Below are 15059 nucleotides of genomic sequence, written 5' to 3' on the forward strand. Positions count from 1 at the left end.
CAAGAGACCAGACCGACGCCAGCGAGAGAAGTACCGTGACCACCGCACCCAAGAAGAAGCTCATCGAAGTCTCGCTGCCACTCGAAGCGATCAACGCCGAGTCGTCAAGGGAGAAGTCCATACGGCAGGGACACCCGTCAACGTTGCACCTCTGGTGGTCCCGGAAGCCGCTGGCAACCGCGCGTGCGGTCTTGTTCGCGCAGCTAGTCGATGACCCGTCGGCGCGGGTCGAAGAGTTCCCCACCATCGAGGCGCAAGATGCTGAGCGGGCAAGGCTGCATTCTTTGATAGAGCGACTAATCGTTTGGGAGAACAGCAACGATGAGTCGATCCTTCGCCTCGCTCGGGACGAAATTCGAAAGAGCAACGGCGGAGACCTTCCGGCAGTTCTTGATCCTTTCGCCGGTGGAGGGTCTATACCACTTGAGGCACAGCGTCTCGGTCTTGAGGCGCACGCGAGCGACCTCAATCCGCTGTCCGTCTTGCTGAACAAGGCGCTCATCGAGATCCCGCCGAGGTTCGAGAGTCGTCCCCCAGTCTTTCCTGACCTAGTTGGTGAACGTCAGGGATGGCTGCGAGCGGAGGGCCTCGCAGAAGACGTCAGGCATTATGGCGCCTGGATGCAGCATGAAGCCGAGAAACGCATCGGCCACCTCTATCCCAAGGCCCTGGCCGCGGGAGGAACGGAACATTCGGTCGTCGCATGGAAGTGGGCACGCACAGTAAAAAGCCCCAACCCGGCCAACCCCATCGAGACGCCACTTGTTTCATCCTGGTGGCTAAGTAAGAAGAAGGGCAATGAGGCGTGGGTCGAGGCCACCATTATTAATGGTGAGGTTCGCTACGAAGTAAGACACGATGCGCTCGGGCCATCCGGCACAAAGGATGGAACAAGAACTGGACGAGGCGCAGTGAGCATCGCTGATGGTACTCCAATCTCCAGCGACTATTTGAAGGCCGAAGGAAGCGCGGGAAGGATGGGCGCACACCTGATTGCGGTGATCGCGGAAGGCGATCGTGGACGCCTGTTTCTCACACCCACGGCTGAGCAGCGGAAGGCCGCCGAAGTCGCGCGCCCCGACGATGTTCCGGACGAGGAGTTGCCGTTTGATCCTCGCAACATCTGGACTCCGCCATACGGACTCACGCGCTTCTCGGATCTGTTTACAGATCGACAGCTCGTTGCGCTCACGACTCTGAATGGTCTGGTCGCGGATGCCCGTGAGCAAGTAATACTCGACGCGCTTGCGGCTGGCATGCCGCGGGGCGACCGACTTGAGGACGGTGGCACCGGCGCGGAAGCCTATGCGGACGCGGTAGCGACCTATCTCGCGCTCGGCGTGAGCCGGATGACGGATATTTCAAACGCGCTGTGTCGCTGGGAGATCACGAAGACACAAGTGCGTAACTTGTTTGGCAGGCAAGCAATCCCGATGATGTGGGACTTCGCGGAGACTATGCCCTTCGGTACCGCTGCCGGAGGGTTCACCGTCAGCCTTGGAAGTCTCGTCAAAGCGCTTCTCCGACTACCCGCACATGGGACGGGAGTGGTGACGCAGGCTGACGCGTCTTCACGATCCTATTCGGGCCTCGCGATCTCCACCGACCCGCCATACTACGACATGGTGGGGTACTCCGATTTGTCAGACTTCTTCTACGTTTGGCTTCGGCGTTCTCTCGGGTCAGTTCAATCAAAAGTCGTCGGGACAATGCTTACGCCGAAAGCAGAAGAGCTAGTCGCTAATCCGTATCGACACAACGGTAAGGCGGGAGCTGAGAAGTTCTTCGTGGACGGCTTCAATTCGGTGTTCGCTCAGCTGAGGCGTGAAGCGAGTCGAACGATACCGTTGACCGTCTATTACGCCTACAAGCAGCAGGATGAGGATGCTGCCGGTACAACATCCACTGGATGGCACACCTTGCTTTCTGGGCTGATCAACTCAGGTTGGGAAATTTCGGCGACCTGGCCGATCACGACGGAACTGAAGAATCGCGCGAAGGCGCAAACCACAAACTCGCTTGCATCGTCGATTGTCCTGGCGTGCCGTCCGCGCCCAGAGAACGCGCCCGCAACGACTCGGCGCGCGTTCGTGGCCTCATTGAAGGCAGAGCTTCCCGAAGCGCTACGCGCCCTAATGCAGGGATCGATCGCGCCCGTCGATCTCGCACAGGCTGCTATCGGCCCCGGCATCTCAGTATTCTCACGTTACTCACGCGCTCGTGAAGCTGACGGCTCGGACATGAGCGTCAAGGATGCGCTTCTCCTCATCAACTCCACGCTCGATGAAGTGATCGGAGACCAGGAATCTGATTTCGACCCCGACACGCGGTTCGCCGTGAAGTGGTATCGGCAATATGGCTGGGCCCAGGAGAATTCTGGGGTTGCCGATCAGCTCGCACGATCGTCCGATACATCAGTTGGCTCCCTGGAGCGGGGTGGCATCTTTGAAGCGAGGGGTGGGAAAGCCTGTCTGCTCTCACCGTCCAAGCTGGGGGGTGAGTGGGACGTCATTGCCGATGAGCGCGTGAGCGTATGGGAAGCCACGATTCGCCTGGCGGCTCTGATGGCCAAGGACGGCGCAGACAAGGTTGCTGAGCTGCTACCTACCGTCCAGACACGCGTGAGCCTGGATGCTGTGAAGGAGTTGGGCTTCCTACTGTTCCGCGAGGCGGAGAAGAAGAAAAACACCAAGGACGCGATCCTCTTCAACGGCCTCGTAAGTGCGTGGGGAGATGTGAACGAGCAGGCGCGCAAGTTCGCCGATGTCCCTCGTTCCATGCAGCAGGCATTCGACTTCGACGATGACTAGGGCTAGATAATGACGGGTGGGTCGCGGATGCAGGCCTTCTCTGAAACAGTATGCGAAAGGTTCTAGGGGGCAGCGATGGCGATGAATAACCGAGATCGAGTGGGCAAGGCGTTCGACCTGCTCTCCGAGGGACTCCTGGACGATGTCGACGAGGTCATGACTCGTGCGTACAGGACCACCGATTGGCCCACGCAGTGGGCGCAGGAGGATGCCCAGCGCAGGGGTGGACCGCTGCGTACGCTGACCAAGCACGACGTACAGGTACAGCTGAGGGCGATCACTGAGCAGGGGTACCACTTCAAGGAGACGCTCTCGCGTGCGCAGCAGGGCTTCGCCTCGGAACTGCGAGAGACCCGAAACCTGTGGGCGCATAACGAGCCCTTCAGTTCCGACGACGCTTCGCGCGCACTCGACACAATCGAACGCCTGCTACACGCAGTCGGTGCGGTTGACTCCGCCGAGGATGTCCGGAAGCTGCGCGTCGATCTTCAGCGAACGGTGTTCGAGGATCAGACCCGCAAGCAGGTGAAGCGTACGAAGGTGTCGCTGGATCCTGGCTCCGGTCTTCGTCCCTGGCGAGAAGTGATCCGCCCGCACGATGACGTGGCTCGCGGCGCATTCACCGCGTCGGAGTTCGCGGCCGATCTTCACCTCGTGCATACAGGCCAGGCAACGAGCCCGGAGTACGGCGACCCGGTGGAGTTCTTCACCCGCACCTATCTGACCGAGGGGTTGCGCGATCTGCTGTCGCGGGCACTGCTTCGCCTGAACCGTGAGGCAGGCGCGAGCCCGGTCGTCAACCTCCAGACCAATTTCGGTGGCGGCAAGACTCACTCGATGCTGGCGCTGTACCACCTGTTCAGCGGCACCCCGTCGAAGGATTTCCCGCAGGAGCTTCAAGAACTCATCGCCGAGAACGGCAACCCCGAGCTTGAAAACCTGGGTGTGCGACGGGTCGCACTTGTCGGCACCTATCTGAAGGCCGGATCGCCGATCATCAAAGACGACGGTACCGAGGTCAACACGCTGTGGGGTGAGCTGGCTTGGCAACTGGGCGGGCGCGAGGCCTACGACCTGATCGCGGTCGACGACCGGGCCGGAACCAACCCTGGCGAGGCAATGCGCACGCTGATCCTGCGCTACTCACCCTCGCTGATCCTGATCGACGAATGGGTCGCCTACGCGCGTCAGCTCGTCACGGACAAGGAGCTGCCATCGGGCTCATTCGAGACGCAGTTCACCTTCGCGCAGTCCCTGACCGAGATCGTCCGATCTGTGCCCGGCGTGATGCTCGTCGTCTCCATCCCGGCATCCGATACCGGCGCTGATGGACATGGCAGTGACATTGAAATAGGCGGCGCGAACGGACAGCTCGCATTGGAGCGCCTCCAGAACGTGGTCCGCCGCGTCGCCGACCAGTGGCGCCCTTCGAGCAAGGACGAGTCATTCGAGATCGTACGCCGTCGCCTCTTTCAGGCGCCGAACGCCGAAGGACTCACGACGATCTCGGCCGTAGCGCGGAGCTTTGCGACCCTCTACCGGAACAACACCGCGTTGTTCCCACGGGACGCTGCTTCACCGAACGACGACTATGAGAAGCGCATCCGCGCCTCCTACCCGCTGCATCCCGAATTGCTCGACCGACTCTATGAGGACTGGTCGACACTGGAGAGGTTCCAGCGCACCCGGGGGGTGCTGAAGCTCGTGTCATCGATCGTGCATGAGCTGTGGGCGTCGAACGACACCTCCCCGCTGATCCTGCCGGGCAACGTGCCGCTGGACGCGACGACGGTGAACACCGATCTGACGCAGTACCTCGAAGATCAGTGGAAGCCGATCATCGACTCCGACATCGACGGCCCAGGCTCGACCGCGCAGCAGATCGACCTTGATCGACCGAACCTCGGCCAGCGGTTCGTCACCCAGCGCATTGCCCGCACGATCTTCATGGGTGCAGCGCCCAGGATCAAGAGCACCCGCAAGGGCCTCGACAAGCAGTACCTCTGGCTCGGCACCGCGATCCCGGGCGACACCCTTGGGAACTTTGGCAGTGCGGTCGAACTGCTCGCGCAGCGCTCGACCTACTTCTATGAGGAGCAGGGCCACTACTGGTTCGACACTCAGCCGTCGGTCACGAAGACTGCGAACGATTACGCCGAGCGGCTCCGCGAAGACGTGGAGACAGTGTGGAACGAGATCAGCAGACGCCTCCAAGGCGAAGAGCGGGTACGAGGCGTGTTTGATCGGGTGCATATCGCGCCAGGATCCACGGCCGATATCCCCGACCTCGAAGAGACGCGCCTGGTCATCGCGCACCCGCGCTACGCACGCCGGAAGCAGGATGGCGCGGACGCCGCGGCTCACGAGTGGGTGCGCGATGCGATCGAGAGCAAGGGGGCGAGCCAACGGATCCACCGCAACACGCTGATCTTCTTGCTGGCAGACAAGGGCGAGCTGGAGAGCCTCGAAGCCGCTGCTCGCAGCTATCTCGGTTGGCAGCGTGTCCAGGCCACCAGCGACAGCCTTAATCTGTCCGTGCAGCAACGCAAGCAAACCGACGACTGGGTCTCTCGACTTGACCAAACCGTCTCGGACCGCATCCGTGACACCTTCGTCTGGGCCGTCTACCCCGAGCAGTTCGACCCAACCAAGCCGTTCGAGCTAGTCGCCGACAAGGTACCCGACTCCGGCGGACGATCGCTGGCTGAACGAGTTGGCGCCAAGCTCGGTCGCGAGGATCAGCTCGTCACCGACTTCGGTGCGCCGATCCTCGGGTCCACCCTGCACCACGAACTCGGCGCGCTTTGGCGTGACGCGGGTGAGATCACCGTTGGTGAGCTGTGGGGCTACTTCACTCGCTACACCTATCTGCCGCGGCTCGTCCGCCGCGAGGTGCTCGACAGTGCCATCGAGCAGTCGCTCGCCGTAGTGCTGGTTGAGAACGAGCGATTCGCGATCGCGGCGGGGAAGGACGCCGAGACTGGCCGTTACCGCGGTCTGCTCGCGTCCACGAACTCAAGCACCAGAATCCAGATCACCGACAGCACCCTGCTCATCGAGTCGGGGCGGGCGAACAAGCAGGTCGACGCTGACCGCCTTGCAGCTGCTCGCGAGGCCTCCGCTCAGGCAGCGGCCGGTGATGCGGATTCGACCAACGTCGGACCGGTCGACTTCACCTGGAACGGCGGCGAGTCGACCTCCAACGAAGAGGGGTCATCCTCCGAGACAGAGTCCGCGCTGGAGGCTGTGCTCGCTCGCTTCTTCGGATCTGTGAAGGTCGACTCTGACCGTTACGCACGCGACATCGGAAACGTCACCCGCGAGATCATCGACCGTCTCGCCGGTGCCGGAGCGAAGCTCGACATCACCATCGACATCCAGGCCTCCAAGCCGGGAGGGTTCGATGAGTCTGAGGTCCGCACCATCAGCGAGAACGCGCGCGTGCTCAAGTTCGACCCCAGCTCCGGCTTCGAAAAGATCTGAGGGGCCGGGGTAAGAGCATGGCGATCGGATACCGGGCGATTCTGTCCGCGGAGTACAACAACGGCAACCTCGCGAGCACCGTTGACGTGCTTCGCAAATGGGTGACCCAGAAGAAGGGATTTAACGCTCTGCCCTCCGAGGGCGAGGCCCTTGCCAACGCGGCCGGGGCAACGCTTGTCGCCAACGAGATCTCGGAGAGCGATCGCGGTGTCAGCGGATATCGCTGGACGCTCACGGAGGAGTGGACTGCCCCTCGTTGGTACAGGAACACCGAGACCGACAGAACAGGCGTCACACAGATCAGCCTGGTGTTCTCGAACGGGCAGCTCTGGCTCTGGGTTGACGTCGAGCCGCCGACTCTCGAATACGTTGATAGCGCCGGGCGCGAACGAGTCGAGCAGCAACCAAGCGGCACTCCGGCCTTCGTCACAGACATCCTCCGCGAAGTCGAGATGCGGGATGGGCTAGAGAACCCCGCATCTGAGATCGACGTCATCGCGACCAACCTCCATGTCACACATCTGATCAGAGTTCTACGTGACCCGGAGCGTCGTGGCGCGGTTTACGTCACCACTCCGCCTGAGGGCGTCTCCGACAAGGTGTGGCTCGAACGAGGTCACAGGATTCTCGGCCGCATTGAAGGCATGGGTTTCGGCTACATGCTCACTCCCGAAGCGCGCAACGCCTTCAACAGCACCGTTGCGTCGGGGCATACGATCCCGGCCGGTGCGATGAGGACATTCCTACCTGGCGCCAATCTCGATGATCCCAGGGATTCTCTCCGCCATCGACTACTTCACGCATCGACTATCCAGGAGAGCCAAGACCGCCGCCTCCAGCGGATCATTCGCAACGCGCAGGTAGAGCGGCTTCGGGACGTCCAGTTGCCGAACCCTTTGAGGGATGCTGACTACGCTTTCTTGCGCCAGAAGGGGTTGCGGACGTTCGAGATTCTTCACAGCACCGATACCGTCGCTGCCGAGGAACCAAACGCGGACCAGTCCGCTGAGCTACTGAGGAACCTAGCCGAGGCGGAGGAACTTGTCACCCTCGCGCTCAACGAAAACGAGGTGCTGCGCGCGGCGGCAACTTCGGCGCAAGCGGCTGTGGAGGCACTACGTGCTGAGAACGAGGAAGCCTACATTGACGCGGTAGGGCTGCGCCTCGACGTCGAGAAGGGTCGCCGTGAGATTGATCATCTGAGGCGTGAACTGACTCGGTTGGGTGCAGAGGGGGCTGCAGCCGCCTACGCATTCAGCGACGAGCCCGCCGCGATAGAGTACCCCTCGACTTTCCGTGAGCTGATCTATCGGCTTGATCTGCTTAGCGGAATCCGGTTCTTCGGAAAACGAGACGATGCCGAGGATCTCGACGAGTACTCGGACCTCGGTGACGCCGCTGTGATGAGGGCTTGGGACGCGCTCGTGACTTTCAGTGCTTACGCCACGGCACGAGCGAAGGGGCAGTTCGACCAGTCGCTAAGCCATTACATCAGCAACTCCCAGCACGGACTTCCCATGCGGATATCGAAGGTCAAGTGGAGCGAGGGCGAAACCGTCCGCACGAACGCCAAAATGATGGCACAACGAACAGTGTCCGGTCTTCCTGAGACCATCGATCCCAGTGGCTCCAAGTTGCTCGTTGCGCACATCGCTCTGGCGACCGGCCGCGCTGGGTCGCCTCGCCTCTACTTCGAGGACACCGTCGCAGCCGCTGGCTTTGTCGCGGTCGGCTACATCGGAGCCCACCTCGACAACACACTCACGAACTGAGGACAAGACGTGCCCGAAACTTCGCAAGTACGCATCAACGGAGTCGCCCATCAGCCGGTGCAAGAGAGACAGAGCAACCGACTCTCTGCTCAGCGCCTCAGCACAATTGTCGAATCCGCACACCTCAACTTCTTGATCGGTGCGGGAACCTCGCTGCCGTTCTTTGCACCGCTCGGCAACATCGAGGAAGCTCTGACGGAGCTCGCTGACGCGACTGCACCTGAACCCGTGAAGGCGCTCGTTCGCGCATCGATCCAGGCGTACTTCTTTGAGAATGTGCTTGTCCCGAACAGCGCGGTCGTCGAGCGAGAGGGCCGTGCAGAGGCAGTCCTCCGGTCATACGCAAAGTTCATGCGAACGTTGAACCGCATCCTGCTTCGACGGCACAGCACGCTCCTGTCGAAGCAAGCCAACATCTTCACGACCAACGTTGACATGCTCTTTGAGGTAGCGATGGAGGAACTGGGCGTCGACTTCACTGACGGGTTCAGCGGCAAGATCAGGCCGCGATTTGATCCTGGCGATTTCAACACACTTCGCTTCCGCGCTGGGAGCCGGTACGAGCACCGGTTCGAGGTGCCGGTCTTCAACCTCATCAAGATTCACGGATCGGCTTCGTGGCGACAGCGGGAGCGACGGAGCAGCCGCACGGAGATCTACTTCGACCACGGGCTGACGCTCGTGCGCGAGGTCACGGCGTTGCTTGACGAAGCGAAACAATACCTTCTCCCCGTAATCGTCGACCCTCAGCCAGAAGGCAAAGGGCCGAAAATCTGTTCGATTGCAGATCTTGTCGGTACCGCCGAGAGTACCCTTGCAGACCTCGACCTACTCGATACGGAGGAAGCAGCATCCCAAGCGGCTGCAGCCGTCACTGCGTTCACCGGCGGCTATGACCGGCTCGGCATCGTCAACCCGGACAAACGTAAGTTCGCAACGACAGTCCTAAACGAGACTTACTACGAGTTGATTCGTCGCTTCGCCAACGAATTGGAGAAGGAGAACAGCGTCCTCTTTGTTCATGGGTTCTCCTTCCGTGACGAGCACCTTCGCGACCTCGTGTTGCGGGCGGCACGAACGAACCCGACGCTGCAAGTGATTGTGTTCTGCTATTCTCGCGGCGGGCGTGACGCCTATGAGACCCTGATCCCCGAATCAGAGATAAAGAACGGCAACGTTCAATTGGTGGTCCCTGACGACCCCGACGATGGCGAGGCCGAGCGCATGATCAATCTCGACGTGCTCGAATCTGACTACTTCGCTCCGATCGTTCGCGACAAGATCCCCGAGCCGGATCAACGGATCGAATTGGACATCCGCACGTCGTCGGAGCCTGCCAATGATTGAGGAGGACGTTGCCGCCCAGGACGCGGTGTTTCGCGTTGGTCGCGTGGTGTCTGTCGAGGGGCGGCAGGTGCGCGTCCGCGTTGACAAGCTCAAAAACGGCTCCCACCTGCTATTTCAGGGCGGCATCGTTCGCAACGTTGCTGTTGGCGGCTATTTGAAGGTTGTGAAGGGTTTTTCCGAGCTAATCGCCAAGGTCGACGGCGAGGTTATCGAGGAGGACCGGGGCGCCTCAACTGTATACAGACGCGGAGCAGATCCGATGTCGCGCCAACTTCAGATCAGCCTCATTGGTCACATCGAAGGAGGTCGATTCGAACGCGGTGTCCGCGAGATGCCGTTGCTCGACAATGAGTGCTTCATTCTGACCGAGGAAGAGTTCGGCCTCATTCACGCCTTCGTCGAAGACTCGGATACGCCCATGCCAATTGGCGTTCTTGCGATGGAGCCGACTCAGAGCGTATCGGTCGGCGTGAACGCGATCTTTGCCAGTCACGTCGGGATCTTTGGCAATACTGGAAGCGGCAAGTCCTATACGTTGGCGAAGCTCTACCACGAGCTTTTCGAGCGATACGGTGCAGAAATAGGATTTCGCCAGCGCTCACAGTTCGTCTTGATCGATTTCAACGGTGAGTACCTTAGTCGGGCAGGATCGGACGATGACAATCGCTCCACGTCCGTCTTGACCAGCGGTACGAACAAGCGGGAGTTCGCACTCAGCACGCGTGCCACCAACGGCCCACGTCTTCCTCTCCCCGCCAGCGCCATCAATGACATCGGGTTCTGGACGGTTCTCCTTGACGCCACAGAGAAGACGCAAGCGCCGTTTCTTGCGCGCGTGCTCGACAGCGACTACTGGGAGCGAAGACTTGCAGACCCGCACGACCTCTTGAGCGTTCTTGGCGACATGGTTCTTCGAGCGACGAAAAGCAGCGATAAGAGCGTCGACCGGCAGATTGTGCTCAACCTCTTGGCAGAGGTGCAGACTTGTCTCGCACCGTCAACCTCCCCTGAGCTGACCGCGTTGATCGACGACTTCCAATCGAATCTGCACTACAACGCAACGATGGGGAAGTTCTTTTGGGGAGAGTGGAAGAACTTCATCGACCCAGATCATGCGACGTGGGAGTCGCTGACTAAAGACAAGGTCGTTGCGCTCCCCCTCGACTTCTCCGCTATCGAACCGGGTATTGATCTGATCTGCTTCAAGATCGTCTTCCAGTACTACAACGACATCATCAGTGGCTTCTCGAATCGGGAGCACTTGTCGCCACTGATCAAGAGGCTTGAGACGCGAGTCCCGGACATCAAGAAGTTGATCGTAGCCGATGATAGCGAGTCATACGAAGAGCCGCTGATCGTGGTGTCACTGCGCGACGTTAGCCTTTCGATGCGCAAGGTTATTCCGATGCTGCTCTGCAAGCATCTCTACGACCTGAAGAAAGAGCGCGATCCAAGCAACGAGCACTATCTCAACCTCATCATCGACGAAGCTCATAACATCCTGTCTCTGGAGTCGTCCCGCGAGCGCGAGGCATGGCGCGACTACCGACTTGAAACGTTCGAAGAGATTGTGAAGGAAGGACGTAAGTTCGGGGTGTTCCTGACGTTGGCTAGCCAGCGACCTCATGACATCTCGCCCACGATCATCTCGCAGCTCCACAACTATTTCCTCCACAGGCTCGTCAACAACCTCGACGTACAAGCGATCGAAAAGGCCGTCGCCTACCTCGACCGTGTTTCCTTCGAGCAGTTGCCCATCCTCCCAAGGGGCGTCTGCGTTGTAGCAGGAGTCTCAGCGCAAGTCCCTGTGATCGTGAGGATCAGTCCACTGCCGCCCGAGGCAGAGCCGAACAGTCGCACAATGTCGGTTACGTCGACTTGGCTCACGCCGATCGCTGACAACACTGATGATGTTCAGCTGTCCGACGATCTGGAGGACGCCACGGATCAGCCGCCTTTTTGAGTCAATTGGTCAACGCGATCCGAAGCCGCCACGCCTCTGGCAGATCGAGGATTGACCCTCGTTGATCACCTTCTTCGTGACGAAGAAGAGGTGGTCCGCGGTGACGGTTTCGATGCGCGTGATGTCCGCCGGAGACGGCTACAAGTACCTGCTGCGAACCGTAGCCGCGGGTGATGGCGACCGCTCTCTGTCGACGCCGCTCACGCGTTACTACGCCGCCTAGGGCACTCCGCCGGGCCGGTGGATGGGCGCCGGGCTCACCGCCCTCGGCGCGGGACAGCTCGCCACTGGCAGTGAAGTCAGCGAGAAGCAGCTGCAGCTCCTGGTGGGCATGGGGCTCGATCCCATCACTGGCGATCCGCTCGGCCGCGCGTATCCCGTGTACAAGAGAGTCGCGCAGCGCGTCGAAGATCGCTCCGCAGCGCTCGACACGACACTCAGTGTTGTTGAGCGTGCGCAAGCGATCGCCACGATCGAGACCGAGGAAGCAGCGGCGGGTACGCGTACCGCGGTCGCCGGGTTTGACTTCACGTTCTCGATCCCGAAGTCTGCGAGGGTGCTCTGGGCTGTTGCTGACGGCGGCATCCAGTCGCTCATCGCTGATGCGCATCACGCGGCGGTTGCAGAGATGGTTGCGTACATGGAACGCGAAGTTGCATTCACACGCACTGGCGCAAGCGCTGGCGACGGCGCGGGTGCACAGGTCGACGTTCGCGGCGTGATCGCAACCGCCTACGATCACTACGACTCGCGAGCTAGCGACCCTCACTTGCACACGCACGTCGTAATCAGCAACAAGGTGCAGACGGTGCTCGACGGCAAGTGGCGGTCGCTCGACAGCCGCCCGATGCACTCCGCAACCGTGGCGCTGTCCGAACTGCACGAGGCCGTGTTCGCCGATCACCTCACTCGCATGCTTGGCGTCGAATGGGAGATTCGCGACATGGGGCGCAACCGCAACCCAGGCTGGGCGATCACGTCCGTGCCAGAGCCGCTGATCGCTGAGTTCTCGACCCGCGCGCGGCACATCGACGAAGAGACCGACAGGCTCATCGTCGCCTACGTCGAAGCTCACGGACACAGGCCGAACCCGACGGCGATAATGAGACTCCGCGCTCAGGCGACACTCTCCACTCGCCCCGAGAAGAGGCTGCACTCGCTGGCCGACCTCACCGCAGGGTGGCGCGAGCGCGCGCGTGCGATCCTCGGAGAGGATGCTGCCGTGTGGGCGCGCGAGGTTGCGATGAACGATGCACCGCTGCTGTTCCGCGCCGATGATCTGCCGCTCGCCGTTATCCGCTCGCTCGGTGAGAGTGTCGTGGCATCGGTCGGCGAGAAACGCTCGACCTGGCGACGTTGGAACCTCACTGCCGAAGCTGCACGGCAGACCTTGGGCTATCGATTCACGTCCATGGAGGATCGCGAAGCCGTCGTCGGTCTCATCGTTGATGCCGCCGAGCAGGCCTCGCTTCGGCTCACTCCGTTCGAGCTGGCGTCGAGCCCGATCGAGTTTCGTCGCAGCGATGATTCGTCGGTGTTCCGGCCCAAGAACTCGACCGTGTACTCCTCGAACCTGCTCCTCGATGCCGAGGATCGTCTGTAGGAGCGCAGTCGAGAAGTCACCGGTCCGACGGTGCCACTGGCGACGATAGTGCGATTCACGCGAAAGCCAGACCGTGAGAAGCGAATGCTCGGCGAGGACCAAGCAGAGGCGCTCGCTCGCATCGCCGTATCTGGCCGGGTTCTCGACGTGCTCGTCGGACCCGCGGGTGCTGGGAAGACCACCGCAATGCTTGCTCTGCGTCGCGCTTGGGAAGCAGAGTACGGTGCCGGATCAGTCGTCGGGCTCGCTCCGTCGGCGGGCGCAGCCGAGGTGCTCGCGAAGGATCTTGGCATCGCAACGGAGAACACGGCGAAGTGGTGGCAGCATCACATCAACACCGGCGCTTCCTTCCATGCCGGGCAGCTGGTGGTCCTCGATGAAGCCTCCCTCGCGGGCACGCTCTCGCTCGACCGCATCACTCAGCTTGCCATCACTGCGGGAGCCAAGGTGCTGCTGGTCGGCGACTACGCGCAACTCCAGTCGGTCGACGCGGGTGGTGCCTTCGGGCTCCTCGCCCACAACCGCGACGATGTACCTGAACTCGTTGACGTGCATCGCTTCACCCACGAGTGGGAGAAGACCGCGTCACTCGATCTCCGTCACGGCCACGTCGAGGCACTCGACGAGTACGAGCAACGCGGGCGCGTCGTTGACGGCGAGACGGAGGCCATGGTGGATGCCGCCTGAGCTGCATGGCGTGCGGATCGCGGCGCGGGCCGATCCACGATCCTGATCTCCGACTCCAACGAGTCCGTTGCAGCGCTCAACAGTCGGGCGCGCACCGACCAGATCCTCGATGGCACCGTGCACGGACCACGCGAAGCGAGACTGCACGATGACAGCCGTACTGCCATCGGTGACACCGTGATCACCCGGCAGAACGATCGCAGGCTACGGGCCGGACGCGGCTGGGTGCGGAACGGCGACCGATGGAATGTGCTCGACGTTCGCACCGACGGCGCAGTCGTCGCGCGCAGGCTCGGAGCATCACGTGGATGCTCGGTCATCCTGCCCGCATCCTACGTGGCCGAGCACGTCGAGCTGGGATACGCGGTCACCTCGTATCGTGCGCAGGGCGTGACCACCGACACTGCCCACGTGCTGGTCGAGCCATCGATGACGCGCGAGAACCTATACGTCGCCATGACGCGCGGGCGCACGCTCAACCGCGCCTACGTCGCCGTCGATCGACCAGACGCTGCGCACGACGTGCCGCGCACGAGCGATAGTGGCGCCGCGAGTGGGCGCAACGTGCTCTGCGGTGTGCTGCAGCACGTTGGTGCTGAGCCATCCGCGCACGACGCGCTCGTGGCCGAGCAGGAGGCATGGGGCACGATCGCGCAGCTCGCCGCTGAGTACGAGACGATCGCCGCCGCGGCGCAGCGCGATCGCTGGGCCGCGCTGCTTCGCACCTCCGGTCTTGCGGAGGCGGATGCCTCCGCCGCGATCGAGTCTGACGCGTTCGGCCCTCTCAGCGCCGAGCTGCAACGCGCTGAGGCGAACAATCACAACGTGGATGCACTGCTCCCGCGGCTCGTGGGTGCTCGCAGGCTCGATGACGCGGACGACATTGCGGCAGTCCTACGGCATCGGGTCGCGGCGGCGACTGCACGGCCTGCGGGCTCTGGGCGCTCGCGCGTCTCGCCACGATTCATCGCCGGGCTAATTCCAGCAGCTTCGGGCATCATGAGCAGTGATATGCAGCAGGCGCTGACCGAACGGCGCACTCTCATGGAGGATCGCGCCGATGCCGTGCTCGATCGGGCGCTGACCGAAGGATCAGCGTGGGTGACCAGCCTTGGCGCTCAGCCCGCCGATCCTCAGCGCGCGGCAGCCTGGCGCCCCGCTGCCCGCATTGTCGCCGCTTACCGCGATCGCTACCAGCTCACCGTAGATGCCGCGCTCGGTGCGCAGCCCGAATCGGCCACCCAGAAGATCGACCATGCGCGTGCCGAGGCAGCGCTAAGGACGATCGTGAAGCTCGACGCGACTCGGCAATCTGAGGCGCCGCACCGTGCGCAGGAAACGCGCGGCGTGCGCCTGTGAGTAGCCGATTGTGGACCTCGAACTACGATCGAAGC

Annotated in this window: 5 protein-coding genes and 1 pseudogene; all 6 read left to right on the forward strand. The window is 61.8% G+C overall.

The annotated features are described in order from the left end of the window. Window positions 1-35: 35 nt before the first annotated feature. The 6 genes and pseudogenes from C5C53_RS07815 (at window position 36) to mobF (ending at window position 15024) form a co-directional block, all read left to right on the forward strand. Window positions 36-2810: a DUF1156 domain-containing protein gene (locus C5C53_RS07815; protein ID WP_219813965.1), complete on the forward strand. Its 2775-nt coding sequence runs from the start codon at window positions 36-38 to the stop codon at window positions 2808-2810. A 75-nt stretch (window positions 2811-2885) separates the two neighbouring features. Beyond that, on the forward strand, window positions 2886-6293 hold the full coding sequence (locus C5C53_RS07820; RefSeq protein WP_104267247.1) for a Swt1 family HEPN domain-containing protein: 3408 nt from the start codon (window positions 2886-2888) through the stop codon (window positions 6291-6293). A 17-nt stretch (window positions 6294-6310) separates the two neighbouring features. Then, window positions 6311-8065 carry a hypothetical protein gene (locus C5C53_RS07825; protein WP_104267248.1) on the forward strand — a complete coding sequence of 585 codons (1755 nt, stop codon included), beginning with the start codon at window positions 6311-6313 and terminating at the stop codon, window positions 8063-8065. A gap of 9 nt (window positions 8066-8074) precedes the next feature. After that, window positions 8075-9412, forward strand: a complete 1338-nt coding sequence (locus tag C5C53_RS07830) for an SIR2 family protein (protein WP_146084657.1) — start codon at window positions 8075-8077, stop codon at window positions 9410-9412. Next, entirely contained in the window at window positions 9405-11375 is a 1971-nt protein-coding gene (locus C5C53_RS07835; protein WP_104267250.1) for an ATP-binding protein, read from the forward strand. The genes C5C53_RS07830 and C5C53_RS07835 overlap by 8 nt, the downstream gene beginning before the upstream one ends. Before the next feature lie 112 nt (window positions 11376-11487). Continuing rightward, a pseudogene (mobF, locus tag C5C53_RS07840) lies at window positions 11488-15024 on the forward strand (MobF family relaxase). Window positions 15025-15059 lie beyond the last annotated feature (35 nt).

Source organism: Rathayibacter sp. AY1E3, assembly GCF_002932235.1.
GTDB lineage: Bacteria > Actinomycetota > Actinomycetes > Actinomycetales > Microbacteriaceae > Rathayibacter.

What these genes read in the sequence shown, in the direction of transcription:
- C5C53_RS07820 (WP_104267247.1), top strand. Translation starts at nt 2,886, where the DNA reads ATGGCGATGAATAACCGAGATCGAGTGGGCAAGGCGTTCGACCTGCTC.
- C5C53_RS07825 (WP_104267248.1), top strand. Translation starts at nt 6,311, where the DNA reads ATGGCGATCGGATACCGGGCGATTCTGTCCGCGGAGTACAACAACGGC.
- C5C53_RS07835 (WP_104267250.1), top strand. Translation starts at nt 9,405, where the DNA reads ATGATTGAGGAGGACGTTGCCGCCCAGGACGCGGTGTTTCGCGTTGGT.